At 58.0% G+C, this 26647-nt stretch carries 20 protein-coding genes and 2 tRNA genes; 8 read left to right on the top strand and 14 right to left on the bottom strand.

Annotation, left to right across the window (positions count from 1 at the left end; all coding sequences use genetic code 11):
- Positions 1–98: 98 nt before the first annotated feature.
- The 7 genes from NQF86_RS02455 to NQF86_RS02425 all read right to left on the bottom strand — a co-directional run bounded on the left by NQF86_RS02455 (position 99) and on the right by NQF86_RS02425 (position 7941).
- Positions 99–1949: a cation:proton antiporter gene (locus NQF86_RS02455; protein ID WP_266116013.1), complete on the bottom strand. Its 1851-nt coding sequence runs from the start codon at positions 1947–1949 to the stop codon at positions 99–101.
- A gap of 167 nt (positions 1950–2116) precedes the next feature.
- Positions 2117–3430, bottom strand: coding sequence for an RsmB/NOP family class I SAM-dependent RNA methyltransferase (locus tag NQF86_RS02450; protein ID WP_266116012.1), 1314 nt, complete (start codon positions 3428–3430; stop codon positions 2117–2119).
- Positions 3431–3490: 60 nt separating this feature from the next.
- Entirely contained in the window at positions 3491–4975 is a 1485-nt protein-coding gene (guaB, locus tag NQF86_RS02445) for an IMP dehydrogenase (RefSeq protein ID WP_266116011.1), read from the bottom strand.
- A gap of 149 nt (positions 4976–5124) precedes the next feature.
- Complete coding sequence (gene hemN / locus NQF86_RS02440) at positions 5125–6513, bottom strand: oxygen-independent coproporphyrinogen III oxidase (RefSeq protein WP_266116010.1); 1389 nt, start codon at positions 6511–6513, stop codon at positions 5125–5127.
- 115 nt (positions 6514–6628) lie between these two features.
- A tRNA-Gln gene (locus NQF86_RS02435) sits at positions 6629–6702 on the bottom strand.
- A 40-nt stretch (positions 6703–6742) separates the two neighbouring features.
- Positions 6743–6816 (bottom strand) — tRNA-Gln (locus NQF86_RS02430).
- 69 nt (positions 6817–6885) lie between these two features.
- On the bottom strand, positions 6886–7941 hold the full coding sequence (locus NQF86_RS02425; RefSeq protein WP_266116009.1) for a DUF475 domain-containing protein: 1056 nt from the start codon (positions 7939–7941) through the stop codon (positions 6886–6888).
- 124 nt (positions 7942–8065) lie between these two features.
- Between NQF86_RS02425 and NQF86_RS02420 the strand changes: the two genes are divergently transcribed.
- Positions 8066–8857: an RlmE family RNA methyltransferase gene (locus NQF86_RS02420; protein WP_266116008.1), complete on the top strand. Its 792-nt coding sequence runs from the start codon at positions 8066–8068 to the stop codon at positions 8855–8857.
- A complete protein-coding gene (locus NQF86_RS02415; protein ID WP_266116007.1) occupies positions 8823–9698 on the top strand; it encodes a glycosyltransferase family 32 protein in 876 nt (291 codons plus the stop codon). Before NQF86_RS02420 ends, NQF86_RS02415 begins: the two co-directional genes overlap by 35 nt.
- A 6-nt stretch (positions 9699–9704) precedes the next feature.
- On the opposite strand, the gene NQF86_RS02410 is transcribed toward NQF86_RS02415, so the two are convergent.
- Entirely contained in the window at positions 9705–10169 is a 465-nt protein-coding gene (locus tag NQF86_RS02410; RefSeq protein WP_266116006.1) for an RrF2 family transcriptional regulator, read from the bottom strand.
- Positions 10170–10387: 218 nt separating this feature from the next.
- On the opposite strand from NQF86_RS02410, the gene hmpA reads away from it, so the two are divergent.
- Entirely contained in the window at positions 10388–11596 is a 1209-nt protein-coding gene (gene hmpA, locus NQF86_RS02405) for an NO-inducible flavohemoprotein (RefSeq protein WP_266116005.1), read from the top strand.
- Positions 11597–11608: 12 nt separating this feature from the next.
- On the opposite strand, the gene mfd is transcribed toward hmpA, so the two are convergent.
- On the bottom strand, positions 11609–15103 hold the full coding sequence (gene mfd, locus NQF86_RS02400; protein WP_266116004.1) for a transcription-repair coupling factor: 3495 nt from the start codon (positions 15101–15103) through the stop codon (positions 11609–11611).
- A gap of 114 nt (positions 15104–15217) precedes the next feature.
- On the opposite strand from mfd, the gene recG reads away from it, so the two are divergent.
- Both recG and NQF86_RS09125 read left to right on the top strand, forming a co-directional pair.
- The gene (recG, locus tag NQF86_RS02395; protein ID WP_266116003.1) at positions 15218–17320 is read left to right on the top strand and encodes an ATP-dependent DNA helicase RecG; all 2103 of its coding nucleotides are present in this window, start codon (positions 15218–15220) and stop codon (positions 17318–17320) included.
- A 281-nt stretch (positions 17321–17601) separates the two neighbouring features.
- Entirely contained in the window at positions 17602–18294 is a 693-nt protein-coding gene (locus tag NQF86_RS09125; RefSeq protein WP_323670739.1) for a cold-shock protein, read from the top strand.
- Between the two features lie 125 nt (positions 18295–18419).
- Here the strand turns inward: NQF86_RS09125 and smpB are convergent, their stop codons facing one another.
- The 4 genes from smpB to NQF86_RS02365 all read right to left on the bottom strand — a co-directional run bounded on the left by smpB (position 18420) and on the right by NQF86_RS02365 (position 21509).
- Positions 18420–18923, bottom strand: coding sequence for an SsrA-binding protein SmpB (gene smpB, locus NQF86_RS02380; RefSeq protein WP_266116002.1), 504 nt, complete (start codon positions 18921–18923; stop codon positions 18420–18422).
- A gap of 10 nt (positions 18924–18933) precedes the next feature.
- The gene (gene dapA / locus NQF86_RS02375; RefSeq protein WP_266116001.1) at positions 18934–19833 is read right to left on the bottom strand and encodes a 4-hydroxy-tetrahydrodipicolinate synthase; all 900 of its coding nucleotides are present in this window, start codon (positions 19831–19833) and stop codon (positions 18934–18936) included.
- A 96-nt stretch (positions 19834–19929) separates the two neighbouring features.
- A complete protein-coding gene (locus NQF86_RS02370; protein WP_266116000.1) occupies positions 19930–20769 on the bottom strand; it encodes a prephenate dehydratase in 840 nt (279 codons plus the stop codon).
- Positions 20760–21509, bottom strand: coding sequence for a 3-deoxy-manno-octulosonate cytidylyltransferase (locus NQF86_RS02365; protein ID WP_266115999.1), 750 nt, complete (start codon positions 21507–21509; stop codon positions 20760–20762). The genes NQF86_RS02370 and NQF86_RS02365 overlap by 10 nt, the downstream gene beginning before the upstream one ends.
- 65 nt (positions 21510–21574) lie before the next feature.
- Between NQF86_RS02365 and NQF86_RS02360 the strand changes: the two genes are divergently transcribed.
- From NQF86_RS02360 to NQF86_RS02350, 3 genes are all read left to right on the top strand, one after another.
- Entirely contained in the window at positions 21575–22369 is a 795-nt protein-coding gene (locus NQF86_RS02360; protein ID WP_266115998.1) for an inositol monophosphatase family protein, read from the top strand.
- Between the two features lie 80 nt (positions 22370–22449).
- Positions 22450–23715, top strand: a complete 1266-nt coding sequence (serA, locus tag NQF86_RS02355; protein ID WP_266115997.1) for a phosphoglycerate dehydrogenase — start codon at positions 22450–22452, stop codon at positions 23713–23715.
- A gap of 94 nt (positions 23716–23809) precedes the next feature.
- Positions 23810–25306, top strand: coding sequence for a YifB family Mg chelatase-like AAA ATPase (locus tag NQF86_RS02350; RefSeq protein WP_266115996.1), 1497 nt, complete (start codon positions 23810–23812; stop codon positions 25304–25306).
- A gap of 2 nt (positions 25307–25308) precedes the next feature.
- Here the strand turns inward: NQF86_RS02350 and metC are convergent, their stop codons facing one another.
- Positions 25309–26535 carry a cystathionine beta-lyase gene (metC, locus tag NQF86_RS02345; protein WP_266115995.1) on the bottom strand — a complete coding sequence of 409 codons (1227 nt, stop codon included), beginning with the start codon at positions 26533–26535 and terminating at the stop codon, positions 25309–25311.
- Positions 26536–26647 lie beyond the last annotated feature (112 nt).

Raw genomic sequence — 26647 nt, 5'->3', positions numbered from 1 at the left:
GTTAAAATCTCACCTATCCCACCAGCACCATCTCAGGACGAGACTAGGGGATCATTGTTACAAAACAGGACCATACTAGCCCTATCCATTACAAAAGACTAATTCCCCTCACGCATTTCTGTGTCCTCTTTTGGGTCTAACTCCACATCACGCGTTTCTGGTGCCTTCATGGAAATAACAAGGTCTCCCACGACAGGCATTGTCCGTGCTCTATCCTCTGCGGAACGAATGAAAATACCTGTCCCCCGCCGGATAATCATAATGTCTATCCGGTTTTCTTCCTTCTCGAACGATTCGATTGTCGCTTCTGTTACAGTAGAACTGAAAAAACGCCAGCCACGACTGAACAGCGTGTCAAAGAACGTATAATTCCAACCCGGTTCACCCAGCACCTTGCCACGGGCATCCCGAGACAGGCCACGATAGAGGTCCAGCCGGGCTACGCCGGGGCTAACCTGATAGACACGCTCCCGCCCCATATGAGGCGCCAGATGTCCGCACACCATTCCATTATAGATAGCGTCCCCTGTCGTAGCGATCAGATAGTCGGCAGGGCGTTCCTCCAGCGCTTCCTGTCCTGCCGCAGAGAGCAGTTCAGTCTTAAGAACCGGCACGCCCCTTCTGGCTGCCGTCATAAGGTCCTGCGCTGTTGTATCCACCACCAGCACGGGTACTTTTTCCTCATTCAGACAAACAGCCAGATCAGACGACCACGCACTCCCTCCCAGAATGACGAGGGCTGGCTCATTGGACAATGTCAGATGCAGCTTCCGGGCCAGCGGACCAAGAGAAAAGCCGTGGCAGATCATGGTCACAGCAATCACGGCAAAAACAGCCGGCATGACAAGGTCTGCCGAGGCATAACCCGCCTCGGAAAGCTTAATCCCAGCCGCTCCAGCCACAGCCGCCGCCACAATCCCACGTGGAGCGATCCAGCCGACAAAAAGACGCTCCTGCCAACTCATGGTCGTACCTAATGTGGAGAGGAAAATCCCCACAGGGCGCACCACAAACAGCACCACCAGCGTCAGCAACAGAATGGGCACCGAGAGTCTGGCCAGAGCCGCACGATGCAGGTCCGCCGTCAACAGAATGAACAGGACAGACACCATCAGGGTGACAAGGGATTCCTTGGTCCGCTTCAGCTCATTCATACCGGGAGGATGCAGGTTGGTCAGCATCATACCGAAGACCGTTACGGCAATCAGGCCAGCCCCTTCCATCTCCATCGTGCAGGCAGCGAAGATGATGAGAGCCAGCGTCACCATCACAGGCACCTTCAGCAGCTCTGGCATCAGGTCCCGTGTGAAAAGGTAGCGCAGCAAATAGGCAGGCAAAATCCCCGCTGCAATGGAAACCGCTCCGGCGACCATCATATCCGGCAGGGTATGGGCAAAGAAAAACTGCTTGTGAAGGTCCACATGCAGCAGCATGGCCTGCATGACCACGGCCGCCAGAATGGCCCCCAGCGGGTCATTAACAATGGCTTCCCATCGTAGGAAGGCCGCTACACGGGGGCGTAGTTTGGAGCTCCGCAGAAGCGGCAGAATCACCGTTGGCCCCGTCACCACAATGATCGCCCCAAAGAGAAAGGATGTTCCCCATTCCAATCTGGCAACATAATGAGCCGCCAGAGACCCCAGCAGCCAGTTGATCGGCAGGGCAACCATTGTCAGGCGGGCAACGCCCTGCCCTGCCTCCCGAAGCTGCCGGATATCCAGCACCATACCGCCCTCGAAGACGATCAGCGCCACCAGCATGGAGACCAGAGGACGAAACGCATGACCTAATGTTTCTGATGGATGGAGCCACCCCAGCACGGGGCCAAACAGCAGCCCCATGGCAAAAAGCAGCACGATGGCCGGCAGACGCAGGCGCCAAGCAACCCACTGCGCCAGCATGCCAGCCCCAAATGTCAGCACGAGACCAAAGAGAACATCATAGGCCATAAGGGGCGTATTTCCTCCATCCAAACCAGGACATGCCTGCTCCGACATCATGAAGGCGGCAGGCTTCGATCAAATATTAGTCATTTTTATGATAAATGCACAAATCCCCGTCTGGCAGACATTTCATTCCACCAAACGGGGATATTCATTTTCAGAATGTTACAGGGTCAGCCCTGTGATGCTTTTTCCATAGTCGCCACGAAGAAACCATCCGTTCCAAAACCATGAGGGGTCAGAGAGAACATGGCTTCCTGACGCAGAGCCTCCGGCAGAAGGGCTGACCGTTTTTCGGCAGGCAGCAGGCTGTACTGCTCCTGTCTTTTCAGGAAGGCTTCAATCTGTTTCTGGTTCTCAACACCCAATAGAGAGCAGGTCGCATAAACCAGCTTCCCACCCGGACGGACCAGACGGGCCGCAATATCAAGAATGGCCGCCTGCTTGACGCAGAGCTCCCGAATATCGTCTTCCGTCAAACGCAGGCGGGCATCTGGATTACGCCGCCATGTCCCCGTACCAGAACAGGGCGCATCCACCAGAACCGTCTCAAACTGCCCTTCCCGCCGCTTGGCCCATTTATCGCCTTCGCTCAGCAGATGACGGGTCACATTATGCACGCCCGCCCGGCGCAGACGTTTCGTAGCGCCATCCAGCCGCACACGGGAGACATCACAGGCAACGATCTGCCCTTTATTCTCCATCGTCATGGCAAGAGCCAGCGTCTTTCCAGCGGCTCCGGCGCAATAATCCAGAAGTCTCTGTCCCGGTCGGGCATCAACGGCTGCCGCAATCAGCTGGCTGCCTTCATCCTGAATCTCCACCATGCCTTCCTGAAACACAGCCGCTGCTGTGACAGGCTGACGCCCTTCCAGACGGATGCCCCATGGTGAAAGGGAGGTGGCTTCACCATGCAGCCCTTCCCTCTTGAGGCGGCGTAAGGCCTCCTCCCGCGTGGCCTTAAGCAGGTTCACACGCAAGTCCAGTGAAGGCGCTCCCATGAGGGCACGCATTTCATCTTCCAGCCGATCGCCGAAATCTTCTTCAAGGTAAGGATGCAGCCAATCAGGATATTCCAGCCGAACAGGGAGAGACTGTTTCTCGCTGCTGATATCCTGACCTTCAAGAGCTTCCAGCATGATCATCTCACGCTCGCTTAAAGGAGCTGGTGCGTAGCGCTCACCACTGAACAAAGCCTGAATGGAAGACAAAGGCTGCCCGACAAAATGCAGCATGGCCGCACAAAGCAGCCGAGGCGACACATCTTCAGCCCGGTAACGCAAATCCGCCCGCAGATGCCAGTGCAGCCGCCGCCATGCCCGCAGAACATCCCACGCTAACGTGGAGATGGCCCTGCGATCACCACCACCAATATAACGGCGTTCACGAAAGAAATTATTAGCTACGGCATCAGCCGGACGATGTGGTGCGTTCTGGATCGCACAAAGCAGATCAATCGCACCAGAAAGACGAGCAGCGGGGGTCATGGCCCCCGCCTACTCTGTTTCCTTTCATCAGGAAAGGAAAAAATGACCTTTTAAAGCCAATTAGAGCCGATAGTTAGGAGCTTCACGGGTGATTGTCACATCATGCACGTGGCTTTCCCGCAGACCCGCATTGGTGATCTTACGGAAGCGAGCACGAGCCTGAAGATCAGCGATAGTGGCAGAACCAGTATAACCCATACCGGCCCGCAGACCGCCAATCAACTGATGCACCACGGCAGCCATCGGCCCCTTATACGGCACCTGCCCTTCGATCCCTTCCGGTACCAGCTTCAGCGTATCCCGTACTTCACCCTGGAAGTAGCGGTCAGCCGAGCCACGGGCCATAGCCCCCATGGAGCCCATGCCACGGTAAGCCTTATAAGTCCGCCCCTGATACAGGAAGCTCTCACCGGGGCTTTCCTCACAGCCAGCCAGCATGGACCCGACCATCACGACATCAGCCCCAGCCCCAATGGCCTTGACGATATCACCGGATGTCCGGATGCCACCATCAGCAATGGCCGGAATATCGTGCTCATGACAAGCTGCTGCCGTTTCCAGAACAGCGGAGAACTGCGGCACACCCACACCAGCTACGACACGGGTCGTACAGATGGACCCCGGACCAATGCCGATCTTCACGCAGTCCGCACCGGATTCAATCAGGGCCTTGGCGGCTTCCGGTGTGGCAACGTTACCGGCAATCAGCTGCACATCCGCATATTTATCACGCAGACGGGCCACGGTCTCCAGCACGCCACGGGAATGACCGTGAGCCGTATCGACCACCAGCACATCCACACCGGCCTCAACAAGAGCTGCCCCACGGCGCAGGCCATCTTCACCCACACCGATAGCCGCAGCGCAGAGCAGACGACCCTCCGCATCCTTCACGGCCAGCGGATGCGTCATGGCCTTGTCCATATCCTTGACGGTAATCAGGCCAATGCAGCGGTCCGCCTCATCCACGACAAGCAGTTTTTCGATTCGATGATCATGCAGAAGCTGACGGGCCTGCTCGGGAGAAGCGCCATGCTTGACCGTCACCAGCCCTTCATGGGTCATCAGGTCCCGCACACGGGTGTTCTTGTCCTCGGTAAAGCGCATGTCACGATTGGTCAGGATACCGACCAACTTGCCATTCTTTTCCACGACCGGAAGGCCAGAGATGCCATGACGGGCCATGATTTCGTGAACTTCGCTCAGCGTCTGTTCCGGCCCAACCGTGACCGGATTGACCACCATGCCAGCCTCAAAACGCTTCACACGGCGGACCTGCTCGGCCTGCCCTTCCAGCGTCAGATTTTTATGGATGACACCCATGCCACCCTGTTGCGCCATGGAGATAGCCATTTCTTCTTCCGTCACCGTATCCATGGCGGAAGAAAGCAGCGGAATGTTCAGCTCCAGCTTGCGGGTCAGACGTGTCTTCGTGCTGACCTGGCCGGGAAGAACAGATGATTCAACCGGCTCGATCAGTACGTCATCAAATGCCAGGGCATCACGCACACGGCTATAAAGTTTATCATTATGGAAATTGGTCATGATGCCTACGCCCTCGCTCGTGCGTCCCTGTGTCATTATACAACTAGGTCAGCCTAATCCCCGATAACCGGATCATTAAGCTGTTGGCAGGGTTTCATAACGCACTCTGCATATATAGGCAAAGGAAATCAGACCCGTGGTGCGTCCTCTTACAGGGATGACGAGAAACGGGGCGCAGGCTTGCCATTACTTCCGGCAGCCAGCTCCTTACGCCGTGTATCGAACACAGCCGCCAGATGCCGCAGGAAAGGCTTCCCCTTCTCTGTCAGACTCACCCTGTTACCATTCCACTGGAGCAACCCATCTTCTTCAAAAGATCGCAAAGCTTCCAGTTCCTCAGCAAAAGCCTCTCTCAGACTCTGCCCTTCTGGAATATAAGGCGTCAGATCCACGCCAGACTGACACATGATGATCTCAATCACCTTCCCCCGCCAACGGTCATCCTCTGTTCGGAACACGCCACGCGCAATGGGAAGACCATCCTGCTCCTTCAAGGCCCGGATATAGGCCGCTGTGGAAGGGATATTCTGATAAAAACCATCAGGCGTCATGGAAATAGCCGAAGCCCCCATCCCTATCAGAACGGGTGATGAATCAATCGTATAGCCCTGAAAATTACGATGCAGCGTACCAGCCTCATAGGCATGGGTCATAGCATCTTCGGAATGGGCGTAGTGATCCAGCCCGATGGGCTTATAGCCCGCCTCCACCAGCACCTGATCGATCATGGCAGCTTGTTGCACCCGCTCCTCGGATGAAGGCAGGGAATCCTGCGGAATAAGCTGCTGGCGTTTCTGCTTCCACGGCACGTGAGCATAGCCAAAGACAGCCAGACGATCCGGCCTCATCCCCGCAATGCGCCGAGCCGTGTCCTGAACACTCTCAACCGTCTGATAAGGAAGGCCGTAGATAAGGTCGATATTCACCCCATGCACACCCGCCGCATGAGCCTGCTGAACGCAGGACAAGGTCTGCTCATAAGACTGAACACGCCCACATGTCTCCTGCACGATAGGGTTCAAATCCTGCACACCGAAGCTGATGCGGTTAAAACCAAGCTCTGCCAGAAGGGGCAGCATACCATCCGGCACATGGCGAGGGTCCATTTCCATCGCCACTTCCGCATCATCGGAAAGTTGGAACTGTTCCCGCACGGCAGCCATCACCTTCCGCAGGGCAAATTCTGGCAATGTTGTCGGCGTACCACCCCCAAAATGAAGATGCCGAACCACGCGCCCCCGCCCGACCAGAGCCACGATACGACGCATTTCATCCAGAAGCAGCTCACCATAGGCTTCCCGCCCCTCCTCCTGCCTCATGACAGCCGTATTGCAGGCACAAAAGCGGCACAGCTCATCACAGAAAGGAATATGGAAATAGAGTGAAACGGACTGCTCCGGTGGCAGCGCTTTCAACCAGCCTGCTACCTCCTGCGGCCCTATGGCTTCCGAAAAGCTGACCGCTGTTGGATAGCTGGTATAGCGTGGCAGGTTGCCGCCATAACGTGCGATCAGATCGGAAGAAATTTTTACAGCCACAGTCTCACCACATTTCAGCCTTGGTCAGGGAGTTCCCTGCTTACAGCGATGCAGCGAACCACGCAAATCCATGCCGAACATATGCGGGCAGTAGCTTAATATTTTGTTTAGAAAATGGCTGGGAGACCTGGATTCGAACCAGGGCTGACCGGGTCAGAGCCGGTAGTTCTACCGCTAAACTATCTCCCAAGCGGTGGGGCTTCCCCCTTGTGCAAACTCACCATGAAAATGGCTGGGAGACCTGGATTCGAACCAGGGCTGACCGGGTCAGAGCCGGTAGTTCTACCGCTAAACTATCTCCCAAGCGGCGTTTGCTGAGGGGGTTCTAGCCTCATTCCCCTTACAGCGCAAGGGGAATAAAGAAATTTTTCCTTATTTTACTGGACGCCGGAGCGCACTGGCCAGAAACGCCCCACCAATCAGCAGGATACCAACAAGCCCCGTTACCCACTCCGGTACCTCTACCAGCACACTGACCAGCATCAGCAGGGACAGGATGAAGATGGTGTAAAATGCCCCATGTTCCACATAGACATATTCAGCCAGAGCATTGGTCTTCAGCATGGAAAGCGTCATGGAACGGACAAACATCGCCCCTACGCCCAGCCCAAGCGCAATGACAACCGGATCAGTCGTGATGGCAAAGGCCGAAATGACGCCATCAAATGAGAAGCTGGCATCAATGAACTCCAGATACAGGAAGGTCAAAAGCCCGCCACCTGCGGCCATGCGGGAGGCGCCCGGCTCACCGATCAGCCAGACCAGCGTTTCCTTACCCAGAATATAGGCCGCCACCCCACCACAGCCCCAGAACAGGAAGGCCATCGGGTCATGGCCCTTCCCCATCAGGCGGCTGACAAACATGAGGACGGCCAGCGTCAGCCCAACTGGCAGGGCCGACACGCCCCCCAGACGGGCCGCCGGTCGCTCCAGCCATGAGAGCCAATGATGAGTCTTGTCATCATCCAGAAAATAATTCAGCGCAATCAGCAGAAGAAACGCCCCACCAAAGGCAGAGATCATGTCTTTTGCACCCAGCATGATGGCGGCATAACGCTGCGGCTCCATAATGGCGAGCCGAGCCGCCTGCCATGGCGACAGCCCCGCCACCAGAGCCACCAGCAGCACAGGGAACAGGAACCGCATCCCCAGCACGGAAACCGGCATCCCCCAGCTGATGTAACGCTTCTGCCAGCGGGGCGACATGGTCTTGAGAATGCCATAGTCAACAATGGCATTATCCATGGATTCAGCCGTTTCCATCAGGGCCAGGATAGCCACACTTTCCAGCCCCATAAGGGCACCATACAGGCTGGGCGTATGCCCATATCCCAGAGCGGCACCGACACACAGGGCCAGAGCGGCCAAAACAAAAGCTGCGTAAAACTGTCTCAAAAGCTGTCCCGTTCGTCTAAACTGAGCCTTCATGCTCATCTCTTTCCCGCCCCTTACAAGGAAAGAAGACCAGACAGCAACAGAAACGCACCAAACAGCCACATCCAGACAAAAGACAGGCTTTGCAGACGGCTGGTTAACGCTTATCTTTTGCGCCATGAGTCCGAAACACACGCCTCCTTCCTCCCGCCGTTCCAAAAGCGGTACAACGGCCCCACGCATTCCCGGCAAGCCGCTGCGTCATTCCCGCACGCCCGGTACACGGGACACAGCCGATGATGCCGCCACATCGCAGACCCTGCGAACACAGACCGTCAAGCTCCGCAAGGCACGGGGACGTACACCAGCGCAGCAGCGCTGGCTCAATAGGCAGCTCAATGACCCCTATGTCTCTGCCGCACGGCAACAGGGGTGGCGGTCACGGGCTGCCTTCAAGCTGCTGGAGATGGATGACCGCTTCCACTTCATCAAACCCGGCAGCAGGGTCGTGGACCTTGGCGCCGCACCGGGAGGATGGGCGCAGATTGCCGTCAAGCGTGGTGCCGCTACAGTAATCGGCGTGGACCTTCTGCCCGTGGACCCGGTGCCGGGGGCAGAAATTATTGAAGGCGACTTCATGGAAGCCGACATGCCTGAACGGCTTGAGTCCATGCTGGGCGGCAAGGCAGACCTCGTCATGTCCGACATGGCACCGAACACGACCGGCCATGCCGCAACGGACCATATCCGCATCATGGCCCTTGCCGAGAATGCCCTTGATTTCGCCCTGAAAATTCTCGCCGAGGACGGTGCCTTCATTGCCAAGGTCTTTCAGGGGGGCTCCGAGAAAGACATGCTGGACCTGATGAAGCGCAATTTTACGGTCGTCAAACACGTCAAGCCACCGGCATCCCGCAAGGAATCGAGCGAGCTCTATGTCATCGCTACGGGGTTCCGTGGTGAATCGTGACTTCGCCGATTATCCGGCTCCCTTTCAGGAACTGTTCAGTGATGCGCTGACAGGCCGTCAGGATGCCTGCTTCAACCTGCTCACCCTTGGGATAGAGAAGCGCCTGTTCCCTCTCCTGTCCCGCTGTGTTCCGCAGGATTTCCCTCGTGGCATTCCGAGGCACATCGTGCAGTTCTGGGACAATCCTACCCCGCCAGAGGATATCCGTACGGCCATGGCGGGTATCCAGCGGGATAATCCCGGTTTTTCTTATCATCTGGAATGTGATGAATCTGCCAGAGCATTCATCAATGCGCATTACGGACAGGAGATTACTGCCCTTTATGATGCCTGCCCGCACCCGGCCATGCGGTCGGACTTCTGGCGGCTCTGCTATCTGCATGTCAAAGGCGGCATCTATATTGATGCCGATGTGGTAAGCCGTGCTCCGCTGACGGACATTACCAGAGGGAGCCATTTCAGAACCCTTCTGCCCTATTCTGTCGGGCAACCATGGTGTCTTGATAATGATGTGCTCATCTATGAGGCGGGCAATCCGCTCATGCAGCACATCATGCAGACCATGTTCCAGCGGGTCCGGCATGTTCTGGAAACCGGCTATTTTGAAAATGTCTGGGTCTCGACCGGCCCCGGTGCCATGGTTGTCGGTACAATGAGCTGGATTGCCCGGCAGCTGAAAGAACAGGCCATTCCTTTCAGCGGGATCAGCACGTTCCTGTCTGATTCAGGCGTGATGTTCATCCCTCATCTGCATGTCGAGCAGATTCTGGATACATGCGCCGGTTTCGCCTACCAGCAGACAGACGCCAACTGGCGAAAATTCAGGCACTGGCCCGGCTGAAGCAGCCTACTGATCCGTCTCGCTCATAAGCTCCTGCACCGCCTGCATCAGAACTTTCCGTTCATGCGGGGCGGTGACATCAGCCAGCGTGACTTCATCCAGCACGTTCATGAAAGCAAAACGGGCCTTCAGCAGGGTCTGCTTCAGGCGGCAGCCTCCTACCAGAATGCAGCCTGAAGCCCCCTCATCCTTGCGCATGCAGCCCACAAGGGCGAGGTCATCCTCCGTGCAACGGACAATATCCCCCAGATAGATGTCCTCGGCATTCCGCCCCAGACGCAGCCCGCCATTACGGCCACGCAGCGTCTTGATAAAGCCATGCCGCCCCAGCCGATGCACCACCTTGACCAGATGATTCTCTGAAATCCCATAAACACGGGCAATCTCGCCAATGGAGACCAGACGCTCCTTCTGGGTTTCCAGATAGATCAGGGACCTGAAAGCGTAATCGGTATAAAGGGTCAGCCGCATTCTGGGAGCTCCTTCCGGGCGTGTTTTTCCATGTTCCGGCGTCACTCCGAGACTGCATGAAAAGCAGAAGAAATGATGGCAGTGGCTCCTGCATCAAACCTAACAGAAAGATGACAGCTGCCAACTCTTTTCCGTGCACACGGTCTCCGCCTTGACAGGAAGATATGTGGGTCTATTTTAAAGATGTATTTTTTATATATCTTTTAAGGATACATCCCATGCCCCTCTCCCCTCAAACACGCAGCATTGTCAAAGCCTGTATTCCCGCTCTGGAGGCGCACGGTCTCGACATCACCAAAGAGATGTATCGCCGCCTTCTGGATAACGAAAATATTCGTGACCTTTTCAACATGTCCCATCAGAAAAATGGCGATCAGCCCAAGGCGCTGGCGTTTGCTGTCCTCGCCTATGCCCGTCATATTGACGACCCCACAGCTCTGAAGGACATGATCGAACGTATTGCGGAAAAACATGTCGGGCTGAACATCCTGCCAGAACATTATCCCCATGTCGGCACGGCCCTGCTTGGCGCCATTGCGCACGTTCTGGGCGATCAGGCCACACCCGACATCATGAACGCATGGAAGGAAGCCTATGGCTTTCTCGCTGATGTGCTTATCAACCGGGAACAGCAGATTTACAGTGCCCATGCCGCAGAAAAAGGCGGCTGGACAGGCTGGCGGGCTTTTCGCATCAGCAATCGCCATGAAGAAACGGCTGATACGGTATCTTTCACCCTCAGCCCCGTAGATGGCCAGTCCGTTATGAAGCACCATCCGGGCCAGTATCTCAGCTTCAAACTGACCATTCCCGGCACAGGAACAGAACGGCGCAATTACAGCATTTCCTCTGCTCCGTCTGATGCTCAGTACCGCATTACCATCAGACGCCAGGATAAAGGTGTTGTTTCCAACTGGTTCCACGACCATGCTCGGGAAGGTGATGTGCTGGATGTTTCCGCTCCAGCAGGTGATTTCACACTGCATACCCCGGCCCGGCGACCACTGGTCTTCATTACGGCAGGTTCCGGCATCACGCCTATCATGTCCATGTTGGACACCGTGACGGCAGACAGCTCCCGCCCGTCCATCCATCTCATCCACAATACGAAAACGCCAGAGAGCGAAATATTCGCCATCAGAACCCATGACCTCGCTGCCAGAGGTCTCATCACGGCCGACATCTTTTACAGCCAGATGAACACCTTGCCGCCCCGCACACAGGGCATCAACTTCCATACCGGGCGCCTTACCTCCTCGTGGCTGAAAAACCATGATGATAGGGAAGCCGATTTCTACATCTGTGGCCCGACAGAGTTCATGACCACCGTGATTCAGGCCTTACGAGATCAGGGCATCCCCAAGGAACAGATCCACTATGAGCTGTTCGGCTCAGCCTCCGATCCGTTCCTTGTCACACAGGCCTAATCCCCTACAGGCTCAGGCTGTTTCTGCCGTGCGGACCTTATCCAGCAGTTTGGTCAGGGAGGCCAGAATCTTCCGGGCCATGCTGATCCGCACGGCATTGGTCATTTCCCGCACCATGGCCAGCTTGTGGTCAGGCCGTATCTTTACACCGGCTTTTTCATTCCGGGCGGCCCAGCGGATCAGGCCATCCGGATTGCCGAACCTGTTCTTGCGGAACTGAAGCACCATGCCTTTCGGGCCAGCTTCCAGCCGTTCCACGCCCGTCTCACGACAGAGCTTCTTGATCATCACCACATCCAGAAGGTTGCTCACTTCCTGCGGCAAGGGCCCGAAACGATCCACCAGCTCGACCCGCATGGCGTCCACGTCCGCCTCATCCTTCAGGGCGGCAATGCGGCGATACAGACCAAGACGGACAGGAAGGTCCTTCACATAATCCTCTGGAACCAGAACGGGCAGACCGAGAATGATGTTCGGTGTCCATCCTGTATCTTCCTCCTCGCTCTCATTCCGCATCCGGCGCAGGTCCGTCACGGCATCCTGAAGCATCTGCTGATACAGCTCGATGCCGACTTCCTTGATATGACCGGACTGCTCATCACCCAGAAGATTCCCAGCCCCTCGCAGGTCAAGGTCATGGGATGCCAGCGTGAAGCCCGCCCCAAGGGAATCCAGAGTCTGCATGATCTCCAGACGCTTGACGGAAGAAGCGGACAGAACATGCGTCTGCGGCCATGTCAGATAGGCATAGCCCCGCTGCTTGGCCCGCCCCACACGGCCCCGCAGCTGGTAAAGCTGCCCAAGACCAAACATGTCCGCCCGATGAATGATGATCGTATTGACCCGGGGCATGTCCAGCCCGCTCTCCACGATGTTGGTGGAAAGCAGAATGTCATATTTCCCTTCCGAGAACTCCGTCATCACCGTTTCCAGCTCGGTAGGGGTGAGACGGCCATGAGCCTCAGTAATGCGGGCATCAGGCACGATCTCCCGCAGCCGGTCGGCCATATGCCGCATGTCCGTCAGTCGGGGCACCACGCAGAAGACCTGCCCACCCCGGAAGCGTTCCCGCTGGATGGCCTCATGAATCATCACCCGATCAAAAGGCGTGATGAAGGTGCGTACGGACAGACGATCCGTTGGCGGGGTAGCAATCAGGCTCATTTCCCGCACGCCGGAAAGAGAAAGCTGGAGCGTCCGTGGCAGAGGCGTGGCGGAGAGCGTCAGCACATGCACGTCTTCCCGCAGGGCCTTCAGCTTCTCCTTATGAGAGACACCAAAATGCTGTTCCTCATCAATGATGAGCATTCCCAGTCGCTCGAACGATACGGCTTTGGAAAGCAGCGCATGGGTCCCGATGACAATATCCACCGTTCCATCGGCCAGACCGTCCCGCACCTTCGTGGCTTCCTTGGCCGTGACCATGCGGGAAAGCTGCTCCACCTTCACGGGCAGCCCCTCAAACCGCTTTTTGAAGCCAATGTAATGCTGCCGGGCCAGCAGGGTCGTAGGAACCACGACTGCCACCTGCATCCCGGACAGGGCTGCTACGAAGGCCGCCCGCAGGGCCACCTCCGTCTTGCCGAAACCCACATCCCCACAGACGAGCCGATCCATCGGTTTCCCGCTGCTCAGGTCCTCCAGAACGTCCGCAATGGCCCGTGACTGGTCTTCTGTCTCCATGAAGGGGAAACGGGCGCAGAATTCATCCCACATCCCTTCTGCCGGAGCCATGATGGGAGCTTCCTTCATGGCACGGGCAGCTGCCGTGCGGATCAGCTCACCCGCCATTTCCCGCAGGCGGGTCTTCATCTTCGCCTTGCGGGCCTGCCACGAGCTGCCACCAAGACGGTCCAGCGGCACGGTTCCCTGCTCGGACCCGAAACGGCTTAGCAGATCAATATTCTCCACGGGCAGGAGAAGACGCTGCTCCCCATCATAAAGGATGGAGAGGTAGTCATGAGCCACACGCCCTTCCCGCACGGTCTCCAACCCGACATAACGACCAATGCCATATTCCTCATGCACGACAAGATCACCCTCGGAAATCTCGCCAATCTGCGTGATGAAATCATTTCCCTTGCGCCTGCGCCGGGGCGGACGGGCCAGACGTTCCCCCAGCAAATCCTGCTCGGACACAAAGGCCAGACGCTCCCCGGTGAAGCCCCGCTCCATACCCAGCACGACAAGCCCGACAGCCCCACGGGCCATGCCCGCCGCCTGTGCCCAGTCATCGAAGCTTTCGCAGGGAATGTCATGATCCCGCAGCAGGGTACTGATACGCTCCCGGGAGCCATTGCTCCAAGCCGTCAGATACGTCCGCCGCCCCTGCTTCGCCCAGTCCTGCACATGAGTGGAAAACTGCTGGAAGACCCCTTCCCGCCCTGCACCGCCCATGCTGGCAAAGACCGGCCCCGGCCTGTACCCGGCATCCACGCCTTCCGCACCGTCAGGCTGAGCAAAAGGAGAGAGAAGAACTGTCGGATGGCCTTTCAACATCCCATCCCAGCCATGACGGTTCAGATAGAGCCTGTGCGGTGGCAGAGGTCGATAGGGCAGCTCTCCCTCATGCCCCGCAGCGCAGCGAGCCTGATAATGATCGGCGATCATGTCCAGCCGTGCCGTCAGGATGTCCGGCGTATCCCGCTCAAAACTCAGGGCGGCATCCGGCAGATAATCCAGCAGGGTCTCCATATGCTGTCCGTCACCATCATGGAACAGCGGAAGGTAATGTTCCGCTCCGCTGGCCCTGCGCCCTTCCAGAAGCTGACGGTAGAGTACATCCTCCATCGCCCCGACACCGAATACATCCCGCCATCCCGCCTGGAAACGGCTCAGACTGGACTGATCCAGCGCATATTCCGAAACCGGTGTCAGGCTGAACCCGGCCCGCTTATCCGTGGAACGCTGGGTAGCGGCATCAAAACTGCGGATATTGTCCACCTCATCCCCGAACAGGTCCAACCGGACAGGCTCACCGGCATCAGCGGGATAGAGATCGAAAATGCTGCCCCGCATGGCGAATTCGCCACGTTCCATCACCGTATCCACACGGCTGTACCCATTGCTGATGAGCCGCTCTGCCAGCTTTGCCGCATCCAGCGTGTCACCGACCTTCACATGAATGGTCTGGCCTGCAAAAGCCTTACGGGGCGGCACACGCTGAAGCATGGCATGAACGGTCGTCAGGACGATGCGCCCCGTTTCAGGCCGTGGCTCCAGAAGATGGCTCAGCGTGGCAGCCCGCTCGGCCACGATGGAAGGGTTGGGGGAAATACGGTCATAAGGCAGGCAGTCCCATGCCGGGAAGCGCAGGACGGAGACTTCCGGCACCAGCCAGCCCAGCATGTCTGCCAAAGACGCAAGGGCGGCATCATCATGCGCCACATGCACGAGCGTGCCTTTATGTTCGGACAGCCTCTGACGAAGCAGAAACGCCACAGCACCATCGGGCACCCCCCAGACTGTCGGACCAAAGGACGCAATGGCGGGACGATCAGCAGGCATCAGCGCAGGCTCTCCACTCAATGATAAGGACATTTTTATTATCAGCCGGTTCTGCTACCCTATACCTCTCCCTAAGCCCCCTGTCAGCCCGGAAGCCTCCCCGCCCCTGATGCCATGCCCCTAGCTCCCCCTTCTGCACGGATTGCCCCGCTTCTGGCCCCCATCAGCAGCCTGCCGGGGATAGGCACACGCCATGCGAGCATGCTGGGCAAAATCAGCGGGGGAAAACGGGTCATTGATCTGCTCTTTACCTTACCAGAAAAGCTGATCGACCGCCGCCAGCTCATGACCATTGCCGAGGGGCGGAAACTGCTGGCAGGTGATATCCTGACAAGCCATGTCCGGGTCACCGGCATACGCCGCCCGACCCGCTCCTCCCAGCCCACCATCCTGACCACCAGAGACAGCACGGGCACGCTGGAAATCACCTTCTTCCAGAAGGGACGGCTCTATCTTCCACCAGAAGGGGCGGAAATTCTCGTATCGGGCAAAGTTGGCCATTATCATGACCGACTGATCCTCTCCCGTCCCGATCACATCATGGCATGGGAGAAAAAAGAAAACTTCCCGTGGCTGGAACCGGTATGGCCCCTTACGGCAGGCCTGTTTCCCTCCACCGTACGGCGGGCCATACGGACGGCCATGTCGCTCATCCCTTCTGATCTCCCGGAATGGCTGGACCCGCCCCTTGTGAAGCAGCGGGACTGGCCCGACTTCGCCACCGCACTGGGACTGATGCATTCCCCCGAAAGCCTGCCCGCAGATAAGGACCCTACCCCTGTTCTGGAACGTGCCCGTGCCCGACTGGCGGCGGATGAAGTGCTGGCCGATCAGCTCTGCCTCGGGCTGGCCCGGATGCAGGCCAGAACCCGCACGGGACGCCCCCTGAAAGGTGATGGTTCCCTGCGCCGCACCCTGCTTGAACGTTTCGGCCATACACCCACCCCGGCGCAACAGCGTGTCATGGCTGAAATAGCCGCAGATATGGAACGTCCCGCCCCCATGATGCGCCTGCTACAAGGAGATGTCGGAGCCGGGAAAACCCTCGTCGCCATGATGGCCATGCTTCAGGCGGTGGAGGCTGGCACGCAGGCCGCCTTCATGGCCCCCACGGAAATCCTTGCCCAGCAGCACGCCAGCACGTTCGAGGCCCTCTGCCCCGTACCGTTTATTTTCCTCAGCGGTTCCGTCAAGGGAAAAGCACGGCGGATTGCGCTGGCAAAGCTGGCGGACGGCCATGCAAAAATCGCCATCGGCACCCATGCGCTCTTTCAGGATGGTGTCACCTTTGCTGATCTTGGGCTTGCTGTCATTGATGAACAGCACCGTTTTGGTGTGGAACAGCGCATGAGGCTGGCCAGCAAAGGCCATTCCACGGACCTCCTCGTCATGACGGCCACGCCCATCCCCCGCACCCTGCAACTGACAGAATGGGGCGAAATGGGTGTCAGTCGGCTGGACAGCAAACCAGCCGGACGCCAGCCGATTCATACAACCGTGCATAATATGGGCAAGCTGGATGACATTTTCGCCGGGATAAAACGGGCACTGGATCAGGGAAAACAGATATTCTGGGTCTGCCCGCTCATTGAAGAAAGCGAGACCCAGAGTACCGCGGCGGCAGAAGAACGCTGGGCCGAGCTGACGAAGCGTTTCGGCCCCATCATCGGCCTCGCCCACGGCAGGCAGGACATCGACACGAGACAAAATGCCCTGACGGCCTTCCAGAAAGGCCAGACCCGCCTGCTGGTCGCCACGACCGTGATTGAGGTGGGGGTGGATATTCCTAACGCCACCATCATGGTCATCGAGCAGGCTGAACGCTTCGGCCTTGCCCAGCTGCACCAGCTTCGTGGCCGTGTCGGCCGGGGGGCGCAGAAATCCTTCTGCCTGCTGCTGCATAGTGAAGGGACCAGCTTCACAGCCCAACGGCGCCTTCATCTTCTGCGGGATACGGAGGATGGCTTCCTGATTGCCGATGAAGATTTCCGCATCCGTGGGGGAGGCGATCTTACGGGCAACCGTCAGTCTGGCCTGCCGGGATTCCGTCTGGCCGACCCGACCCGCCTGTCCCTGCTCCTGACGGCCATGCGACAGGACAGTCAACGGGAACTGACCCGGGACCCGGACCTGCAAAGCCCAAGGGGGCTGGCCCTTCAGGACCTTCTCCATTTGTTTGACCGTGCCACGCCCGGCAGGCTGCTTGCCTCTGGCTGAGTAGTGGCGAAGGAAATGAATTATTTGTTAAGATAAATTAACTGGAAAACCTTTATTATATTCAGGACACTCTTAAATATGAGGTAACCCTTTTCTAAAAAAGCATTTCTAATAACGATTGAAAAAAATAATTGGGTTTTTGTTTTTTTCCTTGTGGTGAAACTGAAAAAACATGCTACCGTTGGAAACGGAACATGCAGAGCATGATTCCAGTTTTACGACTCTGAGGAGGCGGCTGTGCCCGTCCTCCTCCCTGATGACCCCAGTACGGGACGAGACCCTTGAGAAATAATAGATCCGACCGCAGCTCCTTTTCCTCCCGCCGCGGCGGCTTTGACCGCGATTTCATGACCCAGCCTTCTTACTTCGATGATCGCGGCAGTTACGATGCCCCGCGTGGTGGCGGCTTTGGTGGTGGCGCCCCCCGCCGTGGTGGTGGCCGTGGTGGCCCGCAGATCACCCCTACCGGCCCGGAAATCACCGGGACCGTCAAATGGTTCAATACCGAACGTGGCTTCGGCTTCGTGGGCCTGAGCGATGGTAGCGGTGATGTGTTCCTGCACGCTAATACGCTGAGCACCCTTGGCCATACTGAGCCTGCTCCGGGTACGACTGTTGTCGTCCGTGTTGGTCAGGGCCCTAAGGGCCGCCAGGTTGCTGAAGTGCTTTCTGTCGATGCCAGCACAGCCACGGCAGAAGCTCCCCGCCGCCCTGCTGCTCCCATGCGCCAGGAACGCTTCCATCCAGCTCCAGACCTGTCTCAGGCCGAAGACGTGCGTGGTATCGTCAAGTGGTACAACACCACCAAGGGTTTTGGCTTTGTCACGCCGGAGAATGGCGGCAAGGACGTGTTCGTCCACGCTTCTGCTCTGGAGCGTTCTGGCCTGCATGGCCTGTCTGATGGTCAGCCCATCGGCATGAAGGTCGTTCAGGGTCACAAAGGACCTGAGGCTGTGGAAATCACCGCCGAATAAGATAGGCTTCAGTCCTATCTGACGAAAAACCCCCATGATCTTTTCCGGATCATGGGGGTTTTTCATGAATGTACCGTTCCAAGCTGAAGCAGGAGACTACAGAAAGCCCCCGCCTTCCTCACGACTTAATAATCGCCACGCCCTTTATTACGAAGCAGACGAGCCTTGTCACGCTGCCAGTCACGATCTGCAATAGCGTGCCGCTTATCTTCTTTCTTACGCCCCTTACCAAGACCGAGCGTTACTTTGGCCACACCACGGGCATTGAAATGAATGTCCAGCGGTACAAGGGAAGCCCCTGCCTTCGTGATTTCCCCGATATATTTGGCCAACTGCTTGCGATGCAGCAGAAGCTTACGAGGGGCCCGTGTATCAAAGCGGGATAGAACACCCCCCTGATATTCAGGGATGTAAGAGTTCAGAAGCCACAGCTCGCCATCTCGTTCGATAGCGTAGGCCTCGCTCAAAGTCGCACGGCCCATGCGGAGACTCTTAACCTCAGGCCCCTTAAGCACGAGCCCAGCCTCTACCGTCTCCAAAATGGAGTAGTTGAAGCGGGCCTTGCGATTCTGTGCGGCAATGCCGTGAGAAATCAGCCCGCCTTTTGTCTTTTTCTTGCTGGCAGCCATAATGACCGTCTTAATCCAAAAGCCCAAGTGAATGCAGAGCTGCATCCACACGCTTCTTTGTCGCTTCGGTAATCTCCACCATGGGCAGGCGCAGCGTAGACTCGCATAGGCCAAGACGGGACATGGCGTATTTGGCCGGGGCCGGGCTTGTCTCAGCAAAAAGCGCATCATGCAGCGGCGTCAGCTTGTCCTGAAGCGCAATGGCCTCCTGAACCTTTCCTTCCCGCCACAGGCGATGCAGCTGGGAGCAAAGGTCTGGAACCACATTGGAGGTCACGCTGATGCAGCCATGCCCGCCCGCTGCCAGAAAGGACAGAATCGTCCCATCTTCACCAGAAAGCTGGTTGAACTCAGCACCAGCTTCCCGGCGCACGGCAATCGGGCGTGTCAGGTTGGCTGTGGCATCCTTCGTGCCGACAATGTTCGGATGCTTTGCCAGACGACCCAGCGTCTCCGGTGTCAGGTCCACAACGGAACGGCCCGGAATGCAGTACAGCCAGAGCGGCAGCGGTGTTGCATCTGCTACCGTCATGAAGTGACGGTACAGCCCTTCCTGTGTCGGTTTATTGTAGTAAGGCACCACCACCAGCAGAGCATCAGCTCCCACCTTGTGAGCATGACGGGCCATACCAACCGCCTCATGCGTGCTGTTGGAGCCAGCACCGGCCATCACCAGCGCACGGCCAGCCGCCACCTCAACACAATGCTCCACGACACGACCATGTTCCTCGTGAGAAAGGGTCGGGCTCTCCCCTGTTGTACCTGACGGAATCAGGCCCGTCGTGCCACCCTTGATCTGACGCTCAATCAGCCGGGTAGCGGCCTGTTCATCAAGAGTGCCATCCTTCTTCATCGGGGTTATCAGGGCGGTCAGTGAACCGTGATACCGTTCGTTAATTGTCTTTGTCATATCTCGTATCTCCGCCCTATCCCTGCTCATCAGTATCATTGCTGGTCCAGCCAGCTCAGCGTTTCATTATAGTGAGACCTCTCCTCTGGAGAAAGGTCACATCTCATCACGGAAAGAACTCCGGGAATAACTGCCCAGAACGTGATGATCCTGACTGGCCTTGGCCAGCTCCAGAAGGGCATCATGCACCTTCTGCTCATCTGGCGAGCCTTCAATATCCATCAGGAAGCGGGACGCCTCAAAAGAGCCTCCCAGCATATAGCTCTCAATGCGTGTCATGTTGACCCCATGACGTGCAAAGCAGCCAAGAACCTCCCACAACGCCCCGGGAACATGCCGGATATGAACGATCAGGGTCGTCATCATGGGGTGCCCAGCCTCATGCTCCACAACAGCATCGGGCGGTGCAACACGATAGAAACGGGTCGTGTTATGAGCGGCGTCCTCCACATTGCGGCAGAGAATCTCAAGCCCGTTCAGCTCCCCGGCAAGAGACGATGCAATAGCTGCATCTTCTTTCCGGCCCCAGCCAGCGACCAGCTCGGCAGCACCTGCCGTATCAAACTCCGTCACCGGCTCCAGATCATGCTGGGCCAGAAGGCCCCGCACCTGCGCCATAGCGACCGGGTGGGTATGGACACGCTTTATATCCTCAATCCGTGCGCCCTTCACAGCCAGCAGACAATGTTCCACCCGCTGAAAATGCTCCCCCACAATCTTCAGGCCCGCTTCCGGCAGAAGGGCATGAATCTCCGCCACACGCCCGGCAAGGGAATTTTCGCACGGAAGCAGGGCTTCATCAGCCTGACCGTCCCGCACGGCCTCAATCGTCTCGGCAAAACTGCGGCAGGGCAGCGTCTCCCAGCCCGGACGTGTCGCCCGGCAGGCAAGGTCAGAATAGGCTCCCGGTCTTCCCTGAAATGCAATTACCGGCATGATGCCCTCTCCCCAACTCTGGCCCTGACCCTTGCAAGATCTTCCGCCGTATCCACGCCCAGCGGGGCCGTATCAATCCGGGCACAACCAATTGTCATACCAGCTTCCAGCGCACGGAGCTGCTCCAGCTTCTCCCGCACTTCCAGTCCGGAAGGTGGCAATGTAACAAACCGGGCCAGAGCATCCCGGCGCCACGCATAGACACCCACATGGTGCCAGTACACGCCCTCCCCCCATGGAATCACAGAGCGGGAAAAATAAAGGGCACGGGCCACGTCATCATCACCCTGAAAGGTACAGGCCACTTTCACGACCGAATCGGCATCACGTTCTTCAGCACTCTCCACCGGGGCCACCAGCGTCCCGATATCAAACCGCCCATCTTCTAACGGGCGTAAGGCCTGCCGAAGCGTATCCGGCTCCACAAGCGGCAAATCACCCTGAAGATTGATGACACAGTCATGCCGCCCCATCGGGTCATAGGCTTCCAATGCGGCCTGTACCCTGTCCGAACCACTCGGCAGGGCGGGGTCGGTCAGAAGGGCTTCCACACCGTCCATGCCCGCCACGGCGGCCCGGATTTCCTCATCGCCTGCGGCCACGAGAACAGGCCCCAGCCCGGCCGCAACAGCCCGGCGGGCCACATGAACAATCATGGCCTCACCATCAATCTCGGCCAAAGCCTTGCGTGGAAGCCGTGTGGAGGCAATTCTGGAGGGAATGACAATAATCGGTTGCATGACCCCTGATTGCCGTGCAGTCCCGCCGGCGTCAATCAGCCCACCCGGAAAAAGGCGTAATCCTCATGAGTCAGTCTGATCTTTCCTCCTATCTGGCCCTCGCCCAAAAATGCGCTGATGCTGCCCGGCAGGTCATCCTGCCCTATTTCCGTCAGTCACTGGCTATCATCTCCAAGGAGGATGACAGTCCGGTCACGAAGGCTGACCGGGAGGCCGAAGCCGCCATGCGGGCCATTCTGGAAAAGCACGTTCCCCATCATGCCATTCTGGGCGAGGAAGCCGGAACCTCCGGTGCATTATCAAAAGACTGGCTCTGGGTGCTGGACCCCATAGATGGCACACGCTCCTTTGTCACCGGGCGGCCCAGCTTCACGACACTGGTATCCCTCTTTCATGAAGGCCGCCCCGTACTGGGGCTGATTGACCAGCCCGTCACCAATGAGCGCTGGCTGGGACTGGAAGGCAAAGCCAGCCGCTACATCGCCCCCCATCTGCCCGGCACCATCGGCACCCGGCAGGCTATTGCCCTCCGGGAGGCTGAACTCTCCTGCACGGCCCCGGAAATCTTCCGCCCCACACAATTCCGACAGTTCCAGACACTCCAGACGAAAGTCCGCCGGACTTCATGGGGGGGTGATGCCTATGCTTATGGGCTTCTGGCTCTCGGCCAAATCGACATCATTGCGGAAGATACGCTCAAACCGTGGGACTGGGGGCCACTTTCCCCCATCATCACCGGGGCCGGTGGCAGCCTGACAGACTGGGCTGGTGCCCCCCTGACACTGGAAAGTGAAGGGGCCGTTCTGGCCTGTGCCAGTGCGTCCCTCCGTGATGAGGCCATACAGGCCCTTTCCTCTTAACGATCTGTCCATTACAGATAGATAACGATTCTTCATGAGGTCACATCTGCTGACCCGGTTACCACGATGAGGTTACCCGCATGCCCCTCTCCCTCGCCAAGAACAGAATCAAGATTCTCCTGCTGGAAGGCATCCACGACAGTGCCGTCAATTATCTGGAACAGCAGGGCTATGCCTCTGTCACCCGGCTGAAAGGCGCACTGGAGGGTGATGCCCTCAAAGAAGCCCTTGAGGGTGTCCATATGGTCGGCATCCGCAGCCGGACGCAGCTGACAGCCGATGTCATCAACTCCGCCAATCGCCTTATGGCCATTGGCTGCTTCTGCATCGGGACCAATCAGGTGGACCTCAAGGCCGCCCGGATGGCCGGTATCCCGGTCTTTAATGCGCCCTTCAGCAACACCCGTTCCGTTGCCGAGCTGGTGATGGGTGAGATCGTGATGCTGCTGCGCCGCATCCCGTCTCGTTCCGATGCCTGCCACAAGGGTGGCTGGGAAAAATCCGCCAACAATGCGTGGGAAGTCCGTGGCAAGACGGTCGGTATTGTCGGCTATGGCTCCATCGGGTCCCAGCTTTCCGTTCTGGCCGAATCCTTCGGGCTACGGGTTCTCTATTACGACATCGCCCCCCGCCTGCCTCATGGTAATGCCATTGCCGTCAGCTCTCTGGAAGAACTGCTGGGCCAGTCCGACATCGTGACGCTGCATGTTCCCGAAACACCGGAAACACAGAACATGATTGGCGAGGCCGAAATCCGAGCCATGAAGCCGAACTCCATTCTGCTCAATAATGCCCGTGGCACCGTTGTGGACCTTGAAGCTCTGGCCCGTGCCCTGAAGGACGGCCATCTGATGGGTGCCGCCATTGACGTCTTCCCCGTAGAACCAAAGAGCAGTCAGGAACGCTTCACCACACCGCTTCAGGGGCTGGAGAATGTACTGCTGACCCCGCATATCGGCGGTTCCACCATGGAAGCGCAGGAACGCATCGGTGTGGAAGTCGCCCAAAAGCTGGTGGATTATTCTGATGTCGGCTCCACCATCGGGGCGGTCAACTTCCCGCAGGTCCAGCTTGGCGAACGCCCCGGCGGAATGCGCTTCATGCATGTTCATTCCAACCAGCCGGGCATCCTTGGCCAGATCAACGACATTTTCGCCAAGGCCGCCTGTAACCTGACAGCCCAGTTCCTTCAGACGGATGGCGAGCTTGGCTATGTCGTGACGGAAGCCGAAGCACAGGAAGGCCAGAATGTTCCCGAGCTTGAAAAAAGCCTGCTGGAACAGCTGCGCAGCCTGAAGGGTACCCTGCGTGCCCGCTCCATCCGTCCTCTCCCTGCCGAAGACTGAGCCTCCACGGTTCCGTCCGGTCTAGCTCTGATAACCGCCCGGCAGTCCCTCTGTCGGGCGGTTTCATATCCGGCCCATAAGGAAAGTTCCCGCCATGTCGGCCATACCGCCTTCCCTTGCCCGCATCCAGAGTTTCACCTTTTCTGGAATCGATGCATTGCCTGTCATGGTGGAAGTACAGATTTCCAGCGGGCTTCCCTCCTTCATCATTGTCGGAATGCCCGCCCGTGCCATTGCTGAATCACGGGAGCGTGTCCGGGCGGCCCTCTCAGCCATGGGGCTGGCCCTTCCGCCCAAGCGGATTCTCGTCAATCTCACACCAGCTGACCTGCCCAAGGAAGGGGCGCATTTCGACCTCCCCATCGCCCTTGGCGTGCTGGTCGCCATGGGCGTCATTCCGGCAGAAGCCGTGACCCGTTTGGCCGCTCTGGGTGAAATCGCCCTTGATGGGACAATCAACCCCGTAAACGGCATTCTCTGTGCCGCCCTGACAGCCTCTGCACAGGAACAGGGGCTGATCTGCCCTGCTTCACAGGGCGCAGAAGCACGCTGGGGCCATCCTGATCTGGAAGTCGTTGCCACGCCGTCCCTCAAGGCCCTGATCGGCCATCTCCGCAAGGAGCAACCCCTGCCAGATGAACCACCACCAGCCCCTCAGCCGCCCGATTACGGCCCTGACCTGCGGGATGTGAAGGGCATGATGCAGGCCCGCCGTGTACTGGAAATCGCCGCTGCGGGACGTCACTCCCTGCTCATGTCCGGCCCGCCGGGGTCTGGTAAATCCATGCTCGCCAGCCGCCTGCCCGGCATCCTGCCCGACCTCACCGCTGCCGAAATACTGGAAACCAGCCGCATCCACAGTATCGGCGGCCTTCTACCGGCTGGACAGCTTGTGAACCGTCCACCCTACCGTGCCCCCCACCATAATACGACATTACCCGCTCTGGTCGGTGGTGGCCCGAAAGCCATGCCCGGCGAGGTCAGCCTTGCCCATAATGGCGTTCTGTTTCTGGATGAATTCCCCGAATTTCCCCGCAACTGCCTTGAAGGTCTGCGCCAGCCTGTTGAATCAGGCGAGGTCACGATTTCCCGTGCGGCACGCCATACCCATTACCCGGCCCGCTTCCAGCTCATTGCCGCCATGAATCCCTGCCGCTGCGGATACATCCATGACAGGGAACGGGCCTGTAACCGGGCCCCACGCTGTGCTCAGGAATACACGGCCCGCATCTCCGGCCCGATGCTGGACCGTATGGATTTATGCGTGCATATCCATTCCTTATCTCCACTGGCCATCAGCCGTGCCCCGACGGGGGAAAGCAGTGCGGAAGTCCGGGCCAGAGTGCAGAAAGCCTATGACCGGCAGATGGAACGGCAGGGCGCCTGCAATGCCGTGATGCCTCCCGAAGGCTTCCAGTTTGAAGCCGATGCCCTGACCCTCGCCGAACAGGCTGCCTTACGGATGAAGCTCTCACACCGTGGCATTACCCGCATGTTCCGTATCGCCCGCACGATTGCTGATCTGGATGGAACAGAAACCGTACAGAAACACCATGCGGCAGAAGCTCTCTCCTACCGCACGCCTCTCTGATCTCAGCGTTTCAGCCCATCCAGCCCACGGGTCAGGTCGGCCTTCAGATCCGCTACATTTTCCAGCCCGACCTGAATACGGAAGGCAGCCCCTTTCGGCAGGCCATCTTTATGACTGCGTGTCAGGCCACCGGAAGTCGGCAGGACAAGGCTTTCATACCCGCCCCAGCTTACCCCGATACCGAACAGGTTCAGCCCATTCAGCATGGCGATCATGGCGTCCTGCGTGATCCCTTCAACCAGCTCCACACCAAACAGGCCGCTGGCATCGGTGAAATCACGCTTCCAAAGCGCATAACCCGGACAGCCCGGCAGGGCCGGATGACGCACATATGCCACCTCTGGTCGGCTCTCCAGCCAGAGAGCCAGCTCATAGGCAGAGCGGGCTTGCTGAGAGAGACGAACCGCCATGGTTTTCAGTCCCCTGAGAGTCAGCCAGCAATCATCCGGGGCACCGCAGGCCCCCAGTTCGATCGCTGCACGCCTCAGAGCCTGCCAATGCTCTGGCCGCTGGACTGTGATTGATCCCAGAATAACATCCGCATGGCCGCTGGGATATTTCGTCAGGGCCTGAATGGAGACATCCACCCCATGAGTGAAAGGCTGAAATGCCCCAATCCCCCATGTATTATCCAGCAGAAGCCGTGCCCCTGCTCCATGGGCCATCCTGGCGATCAGCGGAATATCCTGCACCTCGAACGTATGGCTTCCGGGGCTTTCCGCAAAAATCACGGCTGTATTGGGCTTGATATGCGCCCTCAACGTAGCTTCATCAGCGTGCGGGGGATAGAAGCTGGTTTCCACGCCAAACCGGGCCAGCATGCCAAGCGCAAAACGCCGTGTCGGACCATAAACCGAATCGGGCAGCAGCAGATGATCCCCTGCCTTCAGAAAAGCCAGTAAGGCAACGCTACAGGCTGCCAGACCGGAATTGACAACCTGCGTATGAGCCCCGCCTTCCAGCGCCGCAATCACCTGTTCCAGCCGATGCTGAACCGGATTGCCCATGGCGCCGTAAACCAGACGGTGCCCGTAAGCATGTTCCCCCTGAGCCTCCATAGCCTCCACACTGGGGAACACCACTGTCGAACCCCGTTCGACTGGCATGTTAACGAAGCTGCCGCTCTGGTCCGGGGCCTGCCGACCGGCGTGCGTCAAGAATGTGGCAAATTTCTGCCACCCCTCACCAATGACAGGCCCTGTTTCCATATGCTTCGTTCCGTTCCTCATGCCTGCCACTCCCGATCTATCATGCGGATTATTTTAAACTGTCAGGCATAATTTTCCCTGCTTCGCAAAGGGGACGCAAGCCCTATCATACATTGAATGCGCCCTCCGACCT

Source organism: Bombella pluederhausensis (assembly GCF_026385525.1).
Taxonomy (GTDB): domain Bacteria; phylum Pseudomonadota; class Alphaproteobacteria; order Acetobacterales; family Acetobacteraceae; genus Bombella; species Bombella pluederhausensis.
This window is presented reverse-complemented; position numbering and strand designations above follow the sequence as displayed.

What these genes read in the sequence shown, in the direction of transcription:
- NQF86_RS02455 (WP_266116013.1), bottom strand. Translation starts at nt 1,949, where the DNA reads ATGGCCTATGATGTTCTCTTTGGTCTCGTGCTGACATTTGGGGCTGGC.
- NQF86_RS02450 (WP_266116012.1), bottom strand. Translation starts at nt 3,430, where the DNA reads ATGACCCCCGCTGCTCGTCTTTCTGGTGCGATTGATCTGCTTTGTGCG.
- guaB (WP_266116011.1), bottom strand. Translation starts at nt 4,975, where the DNA reads ATGACCAATTTCCATAATGATAAACTTTATAGCCGTGTGCGTGATGCC.
- NQF86_RS02425 (WP_266116009.1), bottom strand. Translation starts at nt 7,941, where the DNA reads ATGAAGGCTCAGTTTAGACGAACGGGACAGCTTTTGAGACAGTTTTAC.
- NQF86_RS02420 (WP_266116008.1), top strand. Translation starts at nt 8,066, where the DNA reads ATGAGTCCGAAACACACGCCTCCTTCCTCCCGCCGTTCCAAAAGCGGT.
- NQF86_RS02415 (WP_266116007.1), top strand. Translation starts at nt 8,823, where the DNA reads ATGTCATCGCTACGGGGTTCCGTGGTGAATCGTGACTTCGCCGATTAT.
- NQF86_RS02410 (WP_266116006.1), bottom strand. Translation starts at nt 10,169, where the DNA reads ATGCGGCTGACCCTTTATACCGATTACGCTTTCAGGTCCCTGATCTAT.
- hmpA (WP_266116005.1), top strand. Translation starts at nt 10,388, where the DNA reads ATGCCCCTCTCCCCTCAAACACGCAGCATTGTCAAAGCCTGTATTCCC.
- mfd (WP_266116004.1), bottom strand. Translation starts at nt 15,103, where the DNA reads ATGCCTGCTGATCGTCCCGCCATTGCGTCCTTTGGTCCGACAGTCTGG.
- recG (WP_266116003.1), top strand. Translation starts at nt 15,218, where the DNA reads ATGCCCCTAGCTCCCCCTTCTGCACGGATTGCCCCGCTTCTGGCCCCC.
- smpB (WP_266116002.1), bottom strand. Translation starts at nt 18,923, where the DNA reads ATGGCTGCCAGCAAGAAAAAGACAAAAGGCGGGCTGATTTCTCACGGC.
- dapA (WP_266116001.1), bottom strand. Translation starts at nt 19,833, where the DNA reads ATGACAAAGACAATTAACGAACGGTATCACGGTTCACTGACCGCCCTG.
- NQF86_RS02370 (WP_266116000.1), bottom strand. Translation starts at nt 20,769, where the DNA reads ATGCCGGTAATTGCATTTCAGGGAAGACCGGGAGCCTATTCTGACCTT.
- NQF86_RS02365 (WP_266115999.1), bottom strand. Translation starts at nt 21,509, where the DNA reads ATGCAACCGATTATTGTCATTCCCTCCAGAATTGCCTCCACACGGCTT.
- NQF86_RS02360 (WP_266115998.1), top strand. Translation starts at nt 21,575, where the DNA reads ATGAGTCAGTCTGATCTTTCCTCCTATCTGGCCCTCGCCCAAAAATGC.
- serA (WP_266115997.1), top strand. Translation starts at nt 22,450, where the DNA reads ATGCCCCTCTCCCTCGCCAAGAACAGAATCAAGATTCTCCTGCTGGAA.
- NQF86_RS02350 (WP_266115996.1), top strand. Translation starts at nt 23,810, where the DNA reads ATGTCGGCCATACCGCCTTCCCTTGCCCGCATCCAGAGTTTCACCTTT.
- metC (WP_266115995.1), bottom strand. Translation starts at nt 26,535, where the DNA reads ATGAGGAACGGAACGAAGCATATGGAAACAGGGCCTGTCATTGGTGAG.